Genomic DNA, 18046 nt, shown 5'->3' on the forward strand with positions numbered 1-18046 from the left:
ACCAGGTGACTGCCGAGGGCTCGGACTTCCTGCAGCTGGACATCGGGGACGCACCACCGGGGCGCCGGTCGGACTGGCTGGCGTCGCGGTTGCGGCACGCCATCTCCGAAGGCCGCCTGCCGGTCGGCAGCAGGCTTCCCGCGACCAGGGCGCTGGCCGCGGACCTGAGGGTTTCCCGCGGCGTGGTCACGGAGGCCTACCAGCGGCTGGTCGAGGACGGCCACGTCGCCGGACGCGGCCGCGCGGGCACGGTGGTGGTCGCGGCGCCCGCCAGGACGAAGGAGCAGACGGCATCCGGACCGCCGTCGGCGGGCACGATCTTCCAACCCTCCCCAGGAATCGGCGTCTTCGACTCACTGCGGTCGACACCGGCGAAGATCGACCTGTCCCCGGGCGTACCGGATCTGACGGCCTTCCCGAGGACGGCTTGGCTGCGCGCCGAACGCACCGTGCTCAACGATCTCTCGGCGGCGGCCTTCGGCTACGGCGACCCTCGTGGCGCGCCCGCGCTGCGGCTGGCCATCGCGCACTGGATCGCCCGCACCCGCGGCATCACCGCCGACGCCGACGACGTCCTGATCGTCGCTGGCGTCGCGCAAGGGCTCGGACTGCTGGCCCAGGTGCTGTGCGACAACGGGATCTCCGAGATAGCCGTCGAGGACCCGAGTTCACTGGGCGCGCGGCAGCATCTGCACGACCGACGGCTCGCGACGCCGCCGATCCGCGTCGACGAGGACGGGATCGACGTCGACGAGCTCGTCCGCAGCGGCGCGCCCGCCGTCCTGCTCACGCCCGCGCACCAGTTCCCGACCGGTGTCGTACTCGGCGGGGAACGCCGTCGCGAACTCATGCGCTGGGCGGCGAACGGTGGGCTGATCATCGAAGACGACTACGACGCCGAGCACCGCTACGATCGTCCGCCGGTCCCCGCGCTGCGCTCGATGCTCGCCGAACAGGTCTGCTACGCGGGCAGCGTGTCGAAGTGGCTCGCGCCCGCGCTCCGGGTGGGATGGATGCTGGTGCCGCCGCGGTACCGCGACGAGGTGGTCGCGGCCAAACGGTTCGCCGACCTCGGCAACGCCGTCCTCCCCCAGCTGGTGCTCGCGCATCTCATGGAGTCCGGCGAGATGGAGCGGCAACTGCGCTTCGTGCGCAAACGGCACCGCCGCCGGCGGGACGCGATGATCGACGCGCTCCGGGCCCATCTCCCGGACGCCGTGGTGCACGGCGCGGCCGCCGGTCTGCATCTGACGATCACCTTCGACGCCGGGTTCTCCGACCTCGACTTCGCCGCCGCCGCGCTGGAGCAGGGCGTGAAGGTGCAGCCGCTGTCGTGGCACTGCCAGCGGCCGATGAATCCCGGTCTCGTCCTCGGCTACGGCGCCAGCCCGGCGAGCGACATCGCCGAGGGCATCGCCGTCCTGGGCAAGATCACCCGCGTTTAGTCCTCTGAATGCGGTGGTTCGACGGTGAACTACCGCCTTCAGAGGACGAATTGCGCGAGGAAAGCCAGGAGTACGGCCGGATCTTCGACGTGGGCGTTGTGGCCCAGTCCGGGAAGTTCGGCGGAAGCCGGGCTGAGCGCGCGAAGCTGCTCGGGACGGCTCATGGGATCGTGTTCCCCGGCGGCGAGAGCGACGGGGCAGCGCGCCGCGCCGAGCAGGCCGGACATGTCGGGCGCGCCGACGGCGAACGCGCGGGGGTCCAGGGACAGCCGCCAGCCCCCTTCGGTTTCGACGACGCCGTCCGGGTCCGCTTCGGCCAGCCCGGTCAGACCGGCGATCTTGAGGAACGCTCGTTCGGCGTCTTCGCGCTCCAGGAACACCCTGGGCGGTTTCGCCGCCATGTCGGCGGCTTTGGCGAGGTCGGACTCGCTCCAATCGACCTTGACGCCGACAGCGAGCAGCCCGTCGACCGGGAGCCCGAACCACCCGCTGGCCAGGGCGAGCCCGACCACCCCGCCCAGGGAATGGCCGATCACCAGCAGCGGACCGCGTTCCGGGAGCGCGTCGGCGACAGCCCCGGCGAGGCTGCCGAAGGAGTAGTGCGCCAACCGCGGCGACGCCCCGTGCCCGGGCAGATCGGGTGCCAGCCAGCGGTAACCGGGCTGCAGCATCAGGCCGTCCCAGACCGCGCCCGTCGCGCCGAGGCCGTGCAGCAGCAGTACGGCGGGGCCGTCGGTTCCGGCGGTGCGCATCTTCAGCGTTTCCACCGGACGGATCTTTCCGCAGTCCCCCGTTCCCGGGCTAGTCTTCGGAGCCGTGATCACCGATCCGGACACCTATACCCGGGGCGTGCCGTACGAACCTCTCGCGGCGCTGCGCCGGGAGTCGCCGGTCGTGCGGGTGGACGATTTCTGGGCCGTACTGCGGCATTCGGACGTCAAGCACGTGCTGAAGAACCCGAAGCTGTTCTCGTCGCGGCTGGGCGGGACGCAGATCCGGGATCCGGCGACCGAACAGGACCTCGGGTACGTCCGGCGGATGATGCTCAATATGGATCCGCCCGAGCACGCCCGGCTGCGGGGCCTGCTCACCAAGGCGTTCACGCCGCGGGCGATCGGCAGGCTGACAGAGCGGATCCACGGCTGGGCGAGGGACCTGATCACCGGGGTCCTGGCGGACGGTCACTGCGATTTCGCCGCCGTCGCCGCCGATCTCCCGCTCCTGACGCTCGCCGAAGTCTTCGGGATCCCCGAGCAGGACCGGCGGCTGATGTACGACTGGAGCAATCGCGTGATCGGCTACCAGGACGCCGACTACGCGGTGAGCGCGACCGTCGAGGCGGACGAGGTCACCGATCTCGCGCGGGCGGCGCTGGCCGTGCGGCCGGTTCCCGGGCCGGACGGGGCGATGCCCGATCCGCGCACCCGCGCCGGAATGCCGGATCTCTACGCGTACGCCACCGCGCTCGGCGAGTACAAACGCCGGAGTCCCGGCGAAGACGTGATGAGCAATCTGATGGGTCACGTGGAAGACGGAGGACGGGTCTCGATCGCCGAGTTCGAGAATCTCTTCTGGCTGTTTTCCGTGGCGGGCAACGAAACCCTCCGCAACGGCATCCCCGGCGGGATGCTGGCGCTGCTGGCGCATCCGGATCAGTACCGGCGGCTGCTGGCCGACCGTTCGCTGCTGTCCGGCGCGGTGGAAGAGATGCTCCGCTGGTGGACACCGGTCATGCACTTCCGCCGGACGGCGACCGAAGACGTCACACTGTCCGATATGGACATCCGCGCGGGCGACAAGGTCGTCGTCTGGTTCTCGTCGGCGAATCGCGACGAGTCCGTCTTCGAGGATCCGGACCGCTTCGACATCGGCCGCACGCCCAACGATCACCTGACCTTCGGGCACGGTCCGCATTTCTGCCTCGGCGCCCAGCTCGCCAGGGTGCAGCTGCGCGCGATGTTCGAGGCGGTCCTGGACCTGCTCGGCGAGGTCGAGCTCGCCGGTGAGCCGGTGCGGTTGCGGTCGAACTTCCAGAACGGGCTGAAGTCCCTCCCGATCCGCTGGTAGCCGAAAGGCCCCTTCCCGCCCCCGAGCGCGGGAAGGGGCCTTCACCCCCTGATCATTCGGCCGCGGCGAACTCCGGTTCGGCGACGGCGGAGCGGGCTTCGGCCTTGCGCAGGCCGACGACTCCGGACAGCGCCACCAGGACGCTGACCACGGCGATGCCGGTGACGACGGTCAGCGCGGGCGCCAAGCCGTTCAGCAGCGCGGCCGGGCCGGTGGCGCCACCCGCGTTGCCGGTCAGGACCGCGGTCACCACGGCGAGGCCGATCGCACCGCCGACCTGGATCGACGTGTTCAGCAGACCGCCGGCGAGACCCTGCTCGTCGTCGGAGATCCCGTTGGTCGCCTGGATGTTGAGCGAGGAGAACGCCAGCATGAAGCCGATGCCCAGCAGGATCATGCTCGGCAGCACCGAACCGGCGTAGCTGGAACTCTCGTCGATCCGCAGGAACAGCGCGTACCCGATGACGTGGGCGACGACCCCGGCGAGGATCGTGCGCGGCGTGCCCAGCCGGTCGATCAGCGGCTCGATCCTGGGCGAACCGAAGGCCACGATCAGCGCGGCGGGCAGGAAACCGAGCGCGGTCTGCAGCGCGGACCAGCCCAGCACGGTCTGCAGGTACAGCATGACCACGAACTGGAACCCGATGTAGGCGCCGAAGAACGTCGCACCGCCGAGGTTGGCGCGGGCCAGCGGACCCGAGCGCAGGATGCCGAGGCGGAGCAGCGGGTGCTTGCTGCGCTTCTCGATGAGCACGAAGGTGACGAGCAGCGCGAGCGCGAGGGCGAACGTGATCAGCGTCCGAGGGGAGGCCCAGCCGATCTCCGGCGCCTCGACCACGGCGAAGACCAGCAGGAGCGAACCGGCGGCACCGGTGATCGCGCCCGGGAAGTCGTAGCCGCCGCCCTCCTGCGGGCGGTAGGACGGGATCAGCTTGACCGCGGCGGCCAGCGCGGCGAGCGCGATCGGCACCGGCAGCAGGAACGTCCAGCGCCAGCCCACCTCGGTGAGCAGACCGGAGAACACGAGGCCCGCGGAGTACCCGCTGGCGCCGAAGACGGCGAAGATGCTGATCGCCCGGTTGCGGGCGGGGCCTTCGTGGAAGGTCGTGGTGATGATGGACAACGCGGCCGGTGCGGTGAACGCGGCAGCGAGCCCCTTGATGAAGCGGGTGGCGATCAGCAGCGCGCCGTCGTCGACGAGGCCGCCGAGCAGGGAAGCGACCGCGAAGACCGCGACGGCGACGAGGAAGACCCGGCGCCTGCCGAGCAGGTCGGCGGTGCGCCCGCCGAGGAGCAGCAGTCCTCCGTAGCCGAGCACATAGGCGCTGATGACCCACTGCAGGGCACCGGTGGAGAGGCCGAGTTCGGCCTGGATGGACGGGAGGGCGACGGCGACCATCGACACGTCGAGCGCGTCGAGGCCCACGACGATGGACACAGTGAGCAGGACACCCCAGAGGCGCGCGTCCCACCTTGTAGAGCTGGTGGACAGCTGCACGGAAGAACTCATGATCCGTACAGTACATGCACACGCATCTAATGCAAGTGCATTTAATGACTTTGCATAAAATTCATGTGCATGCTATCTTGGGCCGCGTGAGCGACGTCGCCGAACAAGACCTGCTGCAGGAGTGGCACGCCCTGTCCGCACGGCACGCGGCGGTCTTCGGACGGCTCGAGTGCCGGCTGCAGGAGCGCCACGGCCTCGGCGTCACCGAATTCGAAGCCCTCGAACGCCTGGTCAACTGCGGCGTCGGCAAATGCCGCGCGGCCGATCTGACCGAGGTCGTCCACCTGAGCCAGAGCGCTACTTCGCGACTCGTCGCCCGCCTCGAGCGTGAGGGGCTCGTGCAGCGCGCGCTGTGCGAGTCGGACCGCCGCGGGATCTTCGTCGTCGTGACCGACGAGGGCCGCCGTCGCTACGAAGAGGCGAAGCCGACCCATCGAGCGACGCTGAACGAAACCCTCACCATCAAGGCGTAGTGGCACGGTCCCGTCCCTCTGTGTCGAAACCCCGCCCTCAGCCATGCCTGCCTTGAAGTACGTCATGGCCTCCTTCATTGCGTCTAGCGCGGCGAAGGGGTCCTTCACGGACTTGCGGATCGCCACGCTCGCCCCAGCAGTCGCACCGGCCGCGCGTGAAGGCCCCCTTCACGCGGCTCAGCCGAGGGAACTCGACCTTCACCCCTCCCCAGTACGTGCGCGACAAGGGTGGCGGTACCGAGTGGGTCCAGGTGGCTGTGAGTGGTAGGTCGCGTTCTCGCGGACCGGTATTCACCTACCCACTGGAAACGGACCGCGCCTCGGCGAGCTCGCGGAGCTCGGGCCGGCGTGACCAGCATGCCCACGACGATGAAGGATTTGGGACACTGAACGTCCCAAATCCTTCATCGTCGACTTCGACGCCTCACCACTCACGACCACTCCGACCGGCCAGCACGATGAGACTGAGTGACCCCGTCGTCCTTTTGCGCAGGTCAAGCGTAGGTAGGTGAATACGGGTCCGCTCTAACGCGTCTTGCCACTCACGACCCAGCCGGTACTTTCGCATGCCTGGGTGGACGACACCTCGCCACGTTCGACCTTCTCCCGCATGACCTCGCCCGTACTTGACCGATCTGGAGTAAAGAATCTTTGACACGGTGTCTAGAAGTCTTTACCTTGGACGTCGTGGCACTGGAAGAGAAACGCGCGTGGATCATGGTCGTGGTCACGGTTTGCGCCTACGCGGCCTACCTGATCGTCGTCCTCGGCGGGGCGAGATCCGGCCCGCTCGTCGAAGCTCCTTACGTGGCACCGTTGCTGTGGACGATCGGGGCGGCCATCGTGGCTTCGATCGTGCTGCACATCGCGGCATCGATCGCCTCACCGCGTGACGAGGGCCGCAAAGACCAGCGAGACCGCGAAATCGGCCGGTTCGGTGAGCACATCGGACAGTCGTTCGTCGTGATCGGCGGTGTCGCCGCACTCGTCATGGCGATGGCGGAGCTCGACCACTTCTGGATCGCCAACACGGTGTACCTCGCCTTCGTCCTGTCCTCCCTGCTCGGTTCGATCGCGAAGATCGCCGCGTACCGCTGGGGATTCCAGACATGGTGAAACCGACCAAGGTCACGAACACCATCCGCGCCCTGCGGTTCGCCCAGAACGAGATGACCCAGGCGGAACTCGCGAACCGGATCGGCGTCACACGCCAGACGGTCATCGCGATCGAACAGGGCCGCTATTCGCCGTCCCTCGAGATGGCCTTCCAGATCGCCCGGGTGTTCGGCGTCGGGCTCGACGACGTTTTCCATTACCCAGACTAGAAAAGAGGCCGCCATGAAGGCGATCGTCCAGCACGAGTACGGCACGACCGATGTCCTGGAGCTGACCGATCTGCCGGAACCCGAAGCGGGGCCGGACGAGGTCGTCGTCCGCGTCCGCGCCGCGGCCGTCGATCCCGGTGTCCGGCACCTCATGGAGGGCACGCCGTATCTGGTGCGCTTGATGGGCTTCGGGGTGCGGAGACCGAAGGCCCGCGTCCGCGGCCTCGACTTCTCCGGTGTCGTGCACGCGGTCGGCGACGGTGTCACCCGGTTCCAGCGCGGCGACGAGGTTTTCGGCACCTGCAAGGGTTCTTTCGCCGAGTACGCACTGACCACAGTGGACAAACTCGCGCGGAAACCCGAACGGCTCGGTTTCGAAGAAGCGGCGGCCGTCCCCATCTCCGCGTTCACCGCGCTCCAGGCGCTCCGGGACCGGGGCCGGGTCGCACCTCGGCAGAAGGTCCTGATCATCGGCGCGGGCGGCGGCGTGGGCACGTTCGCGGTGCAGATCGCCAAGGCGTTCGGCGCCGAGGTCGACGGCGTATGCGGACCGGGCAAAGTGGACCTCGTCCGGTCGCTCGGTGCGGACACGGTGTTCGACTACACGCGCGAAGCCTTCGGCGGCGGCTACGACCTCATCCTCGACACCGCGGGCAACCGGTCGCTGACCTCCTTGCGGAAAGCCCTCACCCCGCGCGGGACCCTGGTCATCGTCGGCGGCGAGAACGACGGGCGGTGGATCGGCCCGGTGGGCCGCAACCTGCGGGCGCTGATCCTCGGGCCGTTCGTGAAACAGAAGCTCCGCGGCCTGTTCTCCACGGAGAACCAAGACGATCTCCAGACGCTGCGCGCGCTCATCGAGGCGGAGAAACTGACACCGGTCATCGACCGTGCGTACTCGCTGGCCGACGTGCCCGAAGCCATCCGCTACACGAGCGAGGGGCACGCGCGGGGCAAGGTCGTCATCACCGTCTGAATGTTCTCCCTCGCGTTCACCCCCGGCCATCTTGGGAGTGTTCGGTATCGGAGAGCGATCCGCCGAGCCGAGGAGACCATCGATGTCCGTCAACCGCCGGGACCTGTTGCGAGGCGCCGCCACCGCGGGCGCGCTGGGGCTGGCCTGGCCGTTGAGCTCGCGGATGACCGTCGCGCAGGCGGAGGAGGCCGCGGCGGCGCTGGGCGCGACCTGGGACGAGGCGCCGTTCACGCTCGGCGTGGCGTCCGGCGACCCCGTCCCGTACGGCGTCGCGCTCTGGACCAGGCTCGCGCCGAAGCCCATGGAGTTCGAACAGCCGCTGGAAGACACCGTCGAGGTCGGCTGGGAGGTCGCCGCCGACCGCGGCTTCCGTCGTCGCGTGGCACGCGGGACGGCCGCGGCCACCGCCGCGCTCGGGCACAGCGTGCACGTCCCGGTGTCCGGGCTCGAGCCGGGCTCGCAGTACTACTACCGCTTCCACGCGCTCGGCAAGGTCAGCCGGGTCGGCCGCACCCGCACCGCGCCCGTCGGGCCGGTCCGGCGGGTGCGGTTCGCCTCGGCGAACTGCCAGGCGTTCCACGACGGGTTCTACGCTGCGCACGCCGGGATCGCGCGGGAGGAGCTCGATTTCGTCGTCCACCTCGGCGACTACGTCTACGAGCACGGCCAGGTCGGCGGGAACCCGCTGCGCGACCACGAAGGCCCCGAGGTGCTGACGCTGCCGTCGTACCGGCGGCGGCACGCGCTCTACAAATCGGACCCCTCGCTGCGCGACGCCCACGCGGCCCACCCCTGGTTCATCACCTGGGACGACCACGAGGTCGTCAACGACTACAGCGGCACCACCCCGGCGCTGCAGGCGCGGCGCTCGGCCGCCTATCAGGCCTGGTACGAGCACATGCCGGTGCGGCCCGACCACCCCTCGACGCCGAGGATCCACCGGCAGCGCCGCTGGGGCGACCTGCTCGACCTGTCCATTTTGGACCTCCGGCAGTACCGGTCGGCGCAGAACCTGCCCGACGGCACGATCCTCGGCGCCGACCAGAAGGCGTGGCTCAAGGATCAGGTGACCGGCGCCGGCGAGGCGTGGCACTGCTGGGTGAACTCGATCATGCTGAGCCAGCTGGCGAAACCGGGCGGTGGCGGCTACATGTTCACGGACCAGTGGGACGGCTTCCTCGCCGAACGCAAGGAAGTGCTGACCCATGTGGCCCAGAGCGGCCTCGAAGACCTCGTGGTGATCACCGGCGACTGGCATTCCGCGTTCGTCGACGACATCCGCCCGGACTTCGCGGATCCGGCCTCCCCGGTGATCGGCACGGAGTTCACCGCGCATTCGGTCTCCTCGGGCGCCTACTCCCCCGAATGGAACGCCACGAACGGGCCGAAGATGGGCGCGGCGAACCCGCACCTCAAGTACTTCGAGGGCGACCGGTACGGCTACGACGTCTACGAGGTCACCCCGCGCCGGTGGAGCACGCACATGCGGGTGATCGGCGACCGGCGCGACCCGCGTTCCCCGGTGAGCACCCTGACGACGTTCCACGTCGACCGCGGCAGGCCTGGGTCCTATGAGGACCGGGCCACGATCTCGTCCCCGGCGCAGTACCGGCGACGCTAGGCCAAAAGGGGAGCCGGAGAACTCAGAAGAGGGTCGGGGGACGCTCTTTCGGAGCAGCGCGGTTCACCGCACGCGTTCTCGTTTCACCTGCCCGATGAATTCACGACAATTCTTCCGTGCGGCTAATCTGAGCTTTCCATTGGGAACGATCCCCGGGAGAAAGCAATGAAGAAGAAAATCGCCGCTTTAGTCATGGCCGCCTTTTCGGCGGCCGGAATCCTGGCCGCTTCACCGGCCTCCGCGGCGACCGAAAGCCCCTTCCCGCCCTACGGCTGCGACAGCAACCGCTATGGAATCCTCTTCGGCGAGGGCATCTCCATGACCTGCTTCTCCCTGCCGAGGCACTCGGAAACCTATCGAGTGGTCGCCCACTGCGCGTCGGGATCGTCCTTTTGGTACACCGTCGGACATTGGGTTCCGACGGGTTTCGGACCATCGACGGCGGAATGTCACGGCGGACTGCTCGCGAACGCCTACGTCTCCGGATATCACGTAGACGCCTTCTAATATTTCGATAATACGATGTTGATCTTGCCCCGGCGTTTTCAGCGTCCGCTCTCGGCGGGTCCCCACCGGCCCACTTCCGCGGTGAGCCAGCGATGGAGGGAAAAGGCCAGTTCGACGGGTGCGTCGTACTGGATCAGATGTCCGGCGTCCGGAATGACGTCCAGGAGGGCGCCGGGAATCGCGTTCGCGAGCTGGTGCGCCCTGTCCACCGGGATCCAGGTGTCGTCCGCGCCCCAGATCACCTTCACCGGCAACGCGAGTTCGGGATAGCGATCCTGGATTTCGTCGGTGTAGCGGACGTCCGCCTCGGCGATCTGCCGATAGAAGGCGCGTTGTCCTTCTTCGTCCAGCCAAGGCCCGGTCAGCGTGGCCAGTTGCGCGCCGGTGAGACCACGATGGGAGGCCGTCCCGATATAAGACTCCAGCGCGCCTCGGTGCACCGTCGGGGGCTGCGCCTGGAAGACCTCGGCGTTCTCGGCGACGAGCCGGAAGAATTCCGAACCCCACGGCCGCAGCGCGACGACGTCCACCAAGGCGAGTGAAGCGTATTCGGCGCCGTGCAGCAGCTTCGCGCGCAGCGAGACGGCGCCACCGTAGTCGTGCGCGATCACGTGCGGGGCCGTCAGACCCCAGTGCTCGAGCAGATCGGCGAAAAGCTCACCCTGCGTCCCGAGGTCGACGGCGTGCCCGGGTTCCTTCGACGAGCGACCGTAACCCGGCATGTCCCAGACATGGACGGCGAACTCTTCGCTGAGCGCTCGTGCGAAAGGCGCCCACAGCTGCGCCGACCACGGTGTCCCGTGGCACAGCACCACCGGGGCGCCTTCGCCGAGGCGTTCCCACGCCACCGAACGGCCACGCCACTCGAACGATCGCGACAGCTCCAGATCACCGAAACCCATGATCGCGATCGTAGTGCCGCCTGCCCGCTCAGTCGGGCAGCTGTAGCTCCGTATGCCGCGTGGACAGCATCTCCGCCAGTTCCCGGAGTTTGATGTTCATGTTCTGCGACGTGTTCCGCAGGACCTCGAACGCCTCCGCCGCGTCGATCCCCCGGCGCGCCATCAGGATGCCCTTGGCCTGCCCGATCGCGTCCCTGCTGTCCAGCGCCTGCTGGAGTTGTTCCTCCTGAAGCTGACCGCGCGTGACCGCGTGAGTGGTCGCCAGCGCCAGCGACGCGTGCGTCGCCAGTAGCAACAGCACGTCACGGTCGGCCTTGGCGATACCGTGCGGGCGTCGCGAATAGACGTTCAGCGCGCCCGAAAGCTGCGAAACCGACGCCTCCGGGAGCAAAGCCGTCGAGACCAGCGAGTGGAAACCGAGCGCCGCGGCGGCGGGCCCGAACCGGGGCCAGCGCGCGTCTTCGGCGAGGTTGTCGCTGAAGGCCGCCGCCGGACCCGAAACCCGCGCCGCCTCGACGCAGGCACCCTCGCCGTATTGGTACTGCAGCTGATCCAGCTCGCCGGCGATCTCGTCGGTCCGCACCGGCGTGTGGAACCCGCCGTCGGGATCGAGCAGGGTGACACTCACCAGATCCGCGCCCGGTACCAGGTCGCGAGTCGCGAAGACCACTCGTTCGAGTACCGCCGCGACCGAGCCTGAATCCAGTAAAGCCCTGGTCAGGGCTACGAATTGCTTAACCAATGGCCCGGCTAGGAGCCGAGCGCCGTTCTCGGAGGTCACCGGCAGTTCGCCGTCGCCGACATCCTCGACGAATCGGTTCTTGTCCTGCTGCCAGTCGATTTCATCGGCCAAGGCCCGCCTCTCCCACTTCTGCACATCGGCGTGATGCACCACGGGGAGTCACCGGCGGGAACCGGCGCCGAGCGCGCACCATCAACCGCCGCAACCAACCCGGTTACCGGCGGATCGGCGCTAACTTCTCAACGCTCAGAACCGCTTTCGGAAGCCGACTTTAGCCGAATGCGATCACCACGCCTACCGCGACCCACGTTCGACCCGTCCCGGAGCGCCCCCTCCGGCCACACCGGCGATGAACCGCTCGGCCACCTGGCGTAACTCGACGTGCCCACTTGCTCATGTTTCGCATCGGGTGACGGTTGGTACCCGTCCGCAGTGGTGCCGAGACCCCGGGGGTGATCAACGTGGCTTCGCTCCAGGCAGAGGAGCAGCGCCGTAGCGTCGCGGCATGCTTCGCGCGGACCGGACTCACCGTCGAACAGCTGTGGCTGCGGTATTTCGCTCTGGGCGGTGACGTCACCGAAACCGAGCTGGAGGCTTTCCTGGAAGGGCTGCTGCCCCTGCCGAGAATCCAGCGGGACATGGTGGCCCACGCCGTCAACGAACGGCTCGGCGAGGTTCCGGGCGCGCGCCGCGCTCCGTACAGCCGCGAGACCGGCGAGGACCCTCGCCCTCGGGGGCCTTTGGCCGCTCTGGTCGGACTTCTCGACGGCGCCCACCGGGCCTCACCGGAACGGCTTCCCGAGATCATCGCCGCCGCAGGCCGGGCGCTGGACCTCGAGATCGCCGTCTACCTCGCCGACTACGACCAGCGGCAGCTGATCCCGCTCCCCGGCGAGTCGGTGCCCGGCAGGGCGCCACTGGCCATCGAGGCCAGTACCGCCGGTCAGGCGTACCGGCACGCCGACACCATGCTGGCCGAGGAGCCGGGAGGACCCCGGTTGTGGGCCACGCTGCTGGACGGCGACGAGCGCATGGGCGTGCTCGAAGTCGAGGCCGGTGCCGACACCGACCTCCACGACCCCTCCCTGCGAACCCAGTGCCAGTGGCTCGCGTCGCTCTCCGGCCATCTCCTCGCCGCCGCCATGAGGTACGGCGACGGCCTCGACATGCTGCGGCGGCAACGACGGCGCGGCCCCACCGCGGAGCTGCTCTGGCAGAACCTGCCCCCGTTGACCGCGGCGACGCGCGACGTCGTGGTGGCGGGTGGCGTCGAGCCCACCTACGACGTCCGCGGCGTCACCTTCGACTACGCGCTTTCCGAAACGACAGCGTGGCTGGCGATCTTCGACGCCGGACGGGACGCCGCGTCCGCGGGCCTGGTGGTTTCGGCGGCGCTCGCGGCCTACCGGTCCGCACGCCGCGAAGACCTGGATCTACGCGGCCAGGAAGCCGCTGTCGACAAAGCGCTGTCGGCGCAGTTCGGTGACGACGCCACGGTCCGCGGCACGGTGGCCGAGGTGGGCCTCGCCGACGGCGGGCTCCGCTATCTCACGGCCGGACGGGTACCACCACTCGTGCTCGGCGACCGCGAACTGACCACATTGGACAGTGGAGGTCGCCCGCCGTTCGGCGCCGGGCGGCCCGGCCGGATCGCGACCGCGCGGCTGCGGCCACGGGATCTGCTGGTCCTGCACACCGAAGGCCTCTCGGGCGCGCGTGCCACCGACGGCGAGCGGTTCGCGTTCGCCGACTGCCTGGACGACAACGCCGGGTCCGTACCGCCCGAAACCACCCGGCGCGTGCTCCAGGCGGCGAAGTCCCACTGCGGCAACACTTTCACCGGCGACGCCGGACTGCTGATCGCTCGCTGGTCGGGCAGGCCGTGAGGCGGCTCAGCCGCTGAACTCGACCTCTTTGGCCATCACCGTCCCTCCCTTCCGGCCCGGCGCGGCCTGATACCGCCAGTACAGGTTCGTATGCGCGATGACCTGTTCCGGCTCCGGCGCTCCCCACGCCGTCTTGTCCACGGTCGTATGCGCGTCGCCGACCAGCGTCGCGTCGTACCCGCGGACGAGGGCGCCGTGCAGTGTCGAGCGGATGCAGGCGTCGGTCTCCGCCCCGACGACCACGAGCCGCCCGACGCCCCGCTCGGCCAGCACCTTCTCCAGGTCGGTGTCCTCGAACGAATCCCCATAGGACTTCTCGACGAGCGGCTCGGCGTCCTCCCGGCCCAGTTCGCCGACGATGCGCCATTCCTCGCTGCCTCGCACGAGCTCTTCGTCGGAATGCTGTACCCAGACGACCGGGACGCCTTCCTTCCGCGCCCTGCCGACGAGGCCGCCGATGGTGGCGATCACCGTGTCGCGGTCGTAGCCGTCGTCGACGACGCCGTTCTGGACGTCGACGACCAAGAGCGCGGTGTTCGGCCGGTTGTCGAGAGTGGTCATGACGGGATGTACCTCCTGGTCAGGCTGCTTGCGGCAGACCTTAACCCGGAGCACCGACAAGAACCGGCGATACCGTCGAACCAGGTCAGCCGATGAGCTGCCAAAGGTAACTAGGGCTCTTCACCGGCGCGACGGCCTTCTTCGTCCAGAGGTACTTCACCTTGCACGGCGGGACGATCCGGTACTTCTGCACGGTGAACGAGCGGCCTTCCTTGTACTGCTGCAACCGCAGGGTCTTGCCCGCGGGCACCGTCGCGGCGTACGACCACGAATCGGCCTTCGAGTAGCTCGCGCCGACGCTCACCGCCAGCGAGACGCTCGCCTTGGCGAAGATGACGCCGGCTTCCGCGCTGGTCGTGCCGGTGATGGAGGCGTTGACCGACGAGGTCGTGGTCTTGTTGTAGGTGATCGTCCCCGGCCCGCGCAGGTAGTCGCTGCGCAGGTTCGTCTTCATCCACGCCTTGGCGCCGTTCGAGATCGTGTAGTCGGGCGGATCGTTGACCTCGGGGCACGGCTGGATCGCGAGCGACTGGGCGCCGGCGCCCAGTGCCGCCGGCGCCACGCACAGCGCGCAGCCGAGAAGGACAGAAGCGGCCACCGACCGGAAACGCATCGCGTACCTCCCGTTGTCGATCATGAGCGAACGGTAGTACGACTCCCGGCGGCGGCCCGGAAATCCAACCTGTTCGGGTTACGCCCGACTGTCCACTGTGGTCCCCTCACCCGAACGGCGCGAGCCCCTCCAGCAACCTGTCGACGTCCTCGGTGCTGGTGTACGGCGCGAGCCCGACCCGGAGTGCCGGATCCTCCAGTTTCAAGGCCGCGAAGACTTCGTAGGCGTAGAACGATCCCGCCGGGGCGACGACCTTCTTTTCGGCGAGATGCCGTTGCGCCTCGCGCTCGCGGCCGCCGAGGCCCATCAAGATGGTCGGGGTCCGTTCGGCCGCCTTGCAGTGGACGGTGACAGCGTCGCCCAGCCCCTTTTCCAGCCTGGTGCGCAGCGTGATTTCTTGATCGTGCAAGGAGTTCAGCGAGTTCGTCAGCCGTTCTCGCCGAGATTGGCCCGATCCCGGGTCGAGAGCGGCGAGGAAGTCCACCGCGGCCTTCGCGCCCGCGAGGATCTCGTAAGGCAGGGTGCCGAATTCGAAGCGTTCGGGCACGGCGTCGGACGACGGCATGAGCTTGTCCGGTTCGACGGTTTCCAGCAGGGCGGGCGACGCGCCGAGCACCCCGCAGTGCGGGCCGAGGAACTTGTACGGCGAGCAGACGAAGAAGTCCGCTCCCATCGCCTGGACGTCCACCAGATCGTGGGCCGCGTAGTGCACGCCGTCCACGAACAGCAGCGCCCCCGCGTCGTGGGCGAGGTCGGCGATCCGGCGGATCGGCGGCTTGGTGCCGAGGACGTTCGAGGCCGCCGTGACCGCGACCAGCTTCGTCCGCTCGGTGAGGACGAGGGAGCCGAGGTCGAGTTCGGTGGTTTCGGGGTCGATGTCGAGCCAGCGGACGGTCATCCCCGCCCGCGCGGCGGCCTGGACCCAGGGCCGGACGTTCGCGTCGTGGTCGAGACGGCTGACGACGATCTCGTCGCCCTCACGCCAGTTTTTGGCCAGGTGCCGGGAAAAGTCGTATGTCAGCTGGGTGGCGCTGCGGCCGTGGACGATGCCTTCGGCGGGCACGTTGAGGAAATCGGCGTACGCGGCGCGGAACCCCGCGACGGCGGTCTCCGCGTTGAGCTCGGACGGACTGACCGTTCCCCGGTTCGACAGCGGGCTGGTCAGCGTCTCGGCGATGGCGTCGGCGACGGGCCGGGGTGTCTGTGTACCCGCTGGTCCGTCGAAGAAAGCGGTTCCGCCGGCGAGGGACGGGAACTGGAGCCGGAGTGCGGCGACGTCGATGGCCATGACCTCGACTCTGACAGTTACCCGGTGACCGAGTAAACGCTTCGTGGCCGGAACTTTCGCCGGCCACGAAGCGTCTCGGACTCAGTACAGCGTCAGCCGGTACGCGCCGGACTGCGCGGTGCCCGCGAACAGATACCGGCCGTCCGCGCTGATCGCCATCGAGAGCACCCGCGCGTCGGGCAGCGCGCCGGGCACCGGCGACCAGGTGCGGCCGAAGTCCGTGCTTCGCAGCACGCCTGCCCCGGTCGCGCTGCTCGCGAACCACACCCTGAAATCGAACGGATGCGGCATGATCCGGCTGATCTCACGGGGGTCGTCACCGTCACGGACCCGACGGAAGGTCCGGCCGTTGTCCTCGCTGAGCAGCAGGCCCGCGCCACCGACGAGGACACGTCCGCCACCCCAGCGGCTCACCGAGATCGAGCTGACCGGTTCGTCGGAGACCTGCGTCCAGGTCTTGCCGCCGTCGTCGGACCCGGACAGGCCGCGGGAGTCCCCGCCCCAGACCCGGTTCGCGTTCCAGGGGTCCCCGGCGAGCGCGACGAATCCGTGGTCGGCGGGGAGCGTCTGCCAGGTCTTCCCGGCGTCGTCGCTGCGATAGAGCACATAACCGCTGGGGGCGAAGGCGGAGACCAGGATCCGGCCCGGTGCGGCCGGGTGGCTCAGGATCGCCTGGGGCGAGCCCGGCAACGCCTTCTTCACGAAATCCCAGCTGCGGCCGCCGTCCCCGCTTCGCAGGACATCGGCCGCGAAGCCGTTCCGCGTGACCTGCCAGACGACGTCCGGCCGGCTCGCCGAGACGGACAGGCGCGCGTCTTCGTGCAGCCGGTCCTCCGGGCGCGACAGCCAGGCCCTGGTCTCCGGGGTGACCTTGCCGCGCGGCAGCGGGGAGCTGTAGATCTCCTGGACACCGGCCGCGACGACGCTCTCGCGCAGGAGATTCCCGGTCGTCACGAGATCGCGGATGGTCTCACCGGGAACGCCGACCTGCCGGTAACCGCTCTTGCCGCCGTCGGCGTACACACCCCGGTACACCGAGGAGATCAACGTGGTGGCGGGCTTGCCTCCCGAGGCCGGGAGTTCGACCATGTCGGTGACGCCCTCGCCCGGCGCGGGCGCCGGTTTGCGGGTCCAGGTGCGGCCGAAGTCCGAGCTGACGTCTATGTCGTTATACGTCGCGACGTACAGGCGCCCGCCGACGAAGTGCGGCTCGCGCAGCGGCTGACCGCCGGGTTCGCGACGCAGCACCGTCCAGGTCTTCCCGCCGTCGCTGGAGCCGTGCAGCTCGGCGCCGACCGTGACCACGAATCGCTTGCCGTCGGACGCGACCTGCCCGATCTCGCCGTTGGCCCGGTAGACGAGCTCGGCAGGCCGCTCTTTGCCGCTGACCCCGCGGACGACCCACAGCGCGTACTCCGGGTAGACCGTCGTGAAGTAGGCGTCGTCGCCGACCATGGTGAGCTTGAGCCTGCCGACCGGGGCGGCGATCCCTTCCCGGGGCCAGGTCCGCGGCACGTCGTTCCAGTGCCCGCCGCCGTCGATGCTGACGCTCAGCGAATCGAGGTTCTGCACCACGATGACGGTGCCGGTCGGATCCGTGGCCATGCCGAACGCGCCATCGGGGTACCACTGGCGCAGGGTCTCCCAGGTCTGGCCGCGGTCGGTGGTGCTCAGCAACATGCCGTACCACTTGCCGACCATGTCCGCGGGTTTGTTGCCGAGGGCGAGCATCCGGTCGGGATTCACCGGATCGACGAAGAATCCCTGGATGACGGTGTCGTCCGGCAATCCCCGGCGCACGGTCCACGTGGCGCCGCGGTCGCCGGAGAGCCACAACGCGGGCGGTCCGGGCTGCATCATCGCGAGTCCGGCGGGCGAAACGGCCAGCAGTCCGCCGATGCTGTTCGGGCCGACGGGGTCCCAGCCGCCGCGCGGCAGCCCGGTCGCGTCGACGTCCGAGCGCGGGGTCTGGGGTTCGGCGGTGGCCACTGATGTCGCCCCGGTGGTCCCGAGAACCGTCAGCAGCCCGAGAACGAACATGCGTTTGGTGATCGATCTCAGTTTCATGCGGGAGATCTTGGCGCAAGATCCGACAAAGGTATAGAGGATTCGTCGGATCTTTACCGGACA

General features: G+C 68.8%; 17 protein-coding genes. 9 read left to right on the forward strand and 8 right to left on the reverse strand.

The window, feature by feature from the left end:
• Positions 1-5 precede the first annotated feature (5 nt).
• Entirely contained in the window at positions 6-1445 is a 1440-nt protein-coding gene (gene pdxR / locus HDA45_RS09055; protein ID WP_184893653.1) for a MocR-like pyridoxine biosynthesis transcription factor PdxR, read from the forward strand.
• Between the two features lie 38 nt (positions 1446-1483).
• On the opposite strand, the gene HDA45_RS09060 is transcribed toward pdxR, so the two are convergent.
• On the reverse strand, positions 1484-2212 hold the full coding sequence (locus HDA45_RS09060) for an alpha/beta fold hydrolase (protein ID WP_184893654.1): 729 nt from the start codon (positions 2210-2212) through the stop codon (positions 1484-1486).
• A gap of 49 nt (positions 2213-2261) precedes the next feature.
• Between HDA45_RS09060 and HDA45_RS09065 the strand changes: the two genes are divergently transcribed.
• Positions 2262-3512 (forward strand): cytochrome P450, encoded by a 1251-nt coding sequence (locus HDA45_RS09065; protein ID WP_184893656.1) that lies wholly within the window; start codon positions 2262-2264, stop codon positions 3510-3512.
• A gap of 52 nt (positions 3513-3564) precedes the next feature.
• Here HDA45_RS09065 and HDA45_RS09070 read toward each other — a convergent pair whose 3' ends face one another.
• Positions 3565-5022: an MFS transporter gene (locus HDA45_RS09070; protein ID WP_184893658.1), complete on the reverse strand. Its 1458-nt coding sequence runs from the start codon at positions 5020-5022 to the stop codon at positions 3565-3567.
• A gap of 86 nt (positions 5023-5108) precedes the next feature.
• Between HDA45_RS09070 and HDA45_RS09075 the strand changes: the two genes are divergently transcribed.
• The 6 genes from HDA45_RS09075 to HDA45_RS09100 all read left to right on the forward strand — a co-directional run bounded on the left by HDA45_RS09075 (position 5109) and on the right by HDA45_RS09100 (position 9924).
• Positions 5109-5495, forward strand: a complete 387-nt coding sequence (locus HDA45_RS09075; protein WP_184893660.1) for a MarR family transcriptional regulator — start codon at positions 5109-5111, stop codon at positions 5493-5495.
• Between the two features lie 687 nt (positions 5496-6182).
• Positions 6183-6611, forward strand: a complete 429-nt coding sequence (locus tag HDA45_RS09080; RefSeq protein ID WP_184893662.1) for a hypothetical protein — start codon at positions 6183-6185, stop codon at positions 6609-6611.
• Positions 6605-6820: a helix-turn-helix transcriptional regulator gene (locus HDA45_RS09085; RefSeq protein ID WP_184893664.1), complete on the forward strand. Its 216-nt coding sequence runs from the start codon at positions 6605-6607 to the stop codon at positions 6818-6820. The genes HDA45_RS09080 and HDA45_RS09085 overlap by 7 nt, the downstream gene beginning before the upstream one ends.
• Before the next feature lie 13 nt (positions 6821-6833).
• Positions 6834-7796, forward strand: a complete 963-nt coding sequence (locus HDA45_RS09090) for an NAD(P)-dependent alcohol dehydrogenase (RefSeq protein WP_184893666.1) — start codon at positions 6834-6836, stop codon at positions 7794-7796.
• 82 nt (positions 7797-7878) lie between these two features.
• Positions 7879-9417, forward strand: coding sequence for an alkaline phosphatase D family protein (locus HDA45_RS09095; RefSeq protein ID WP_184893668.1), 1539 nt, complete (start codon positions 7879-7881; stop codon positions 9415-9417).
• A gap of 165 nt (positions 9418-9582) precedes the next feature.
• Positions 9583-9924: a hypothetical protein gene (locus HDA45_RS09100; protein WP_184893670.1), complete on the forward strand. Its 342-nt coding sequence runs from the start codon at positions 9583-9585 to the stop codon at positions 9922-9924.
• Positions 9925-9962: 38 nt separating this feature from the next.
• On the opposite strand, the gene HDA45_RS09105 is transcribed toward HDA45_RS09100, so the two are convergent.
• Both HDA45_RS09105 and HDA45_RS09110 read right to left on the reverse strand, forming a co-directional pair.
• A complete protein-coding gene (locus HDA45_RS09105; protein ID WP_184893673.1) occupies positions 9963-10826 on the reverse strand; it encodes an alpha/beta fold hydrolase in 864 nt (287 codons plus the stop codon).
• A gap of 28 nt (positions 10827-10854) precedes the next feature.
• A complete protein-coding gene (locus HDA45_RS09110; protein WP_246480656.1) occupies positions 10855-11679 on the reverse strand; it encodes a GAF and ANTAR domain-containing protein in 825 nt (274 codons plus the stop codon).
• A gap of 341 nt (positions 11680-12020) precedes the next feature.
• Between HDA45_RS09110 and HDA45_RS09115 the strand changes: the two genes are divergently transcribed.
• Entirely contained in the window at positions 12021-13454 is a 1434-nt protein-coding gene (locus tag HDA45_RS09115) for a PP2C family protein-serine/threonine phosphatase (RefSeq protein WP_184893677.1), read from the forward strand.
• Positions 13455-13460: 6 nt separating this feature from the next.
• Here the strand turns inward: HDA45_RS09115 and HDA45_RS09120 are convergent, their stop codons facing one another.
• The 4 genes from HDA45_RS09120 to HDA45_RS09135 form a co-directional block, all read right to left on the reverse strand.
• On the reverse strand, positions 13461-14015 hold the full coding sequence (locus HDA45_RS09120; protein WP_184893679.1) for a cysteine hydrolase family protein: 555 nt from the start codon (positions 14013-14015) through the stop codon (positions 13461-13463).
• A gap of 85 nt (positions 14016-14100) precedes the next feature.
• Positions 14101-14652 (reverse strand): hypothetical protein, encoded by a 552-nt coding sequence (locus tag HDA45_RS09125; protein ID WP_184893681.1) that lies wholly within the window; start codon positions 14650-14652, stop codon positions 14101-14103.
• Positions 14653-14734: 82 nt separating this feature from the next.
• Complete coding sequence (locus HDA45_RS09130) at positions 14735-15916, reverse strand: cysteine desulfurase-like protein (RefSeq protein ID WP_184893683.1); 1182 nt, start codon at positions 15914-15916, stop codon at positions 14735-14737.
• Between the two features lie 81 nt (positions 15917-15997).
• Complete coding sequence (locus HDA45_RS09135) at positions 15998-17983, reverse strand: beta propeller repeat protein (protein ID WP_184893685.1); 1986 nt, start codon at positions 17981-17983, stop codon at positions 15998-16000.
• Positions 17984-18046 lie beyond the last annotated feature (63 nt).

Origin of the sequence: Amycolatopsis umgeniensis (assembly GCF_014205155.1) — a bacterium.
Lineage (GTDB): Bacteria > Actinomycetota > Actinomycetes > Mycobacteriales > Pseudonocardiaceae > Amycolatopsis > Amycolatopsis umgeniensis.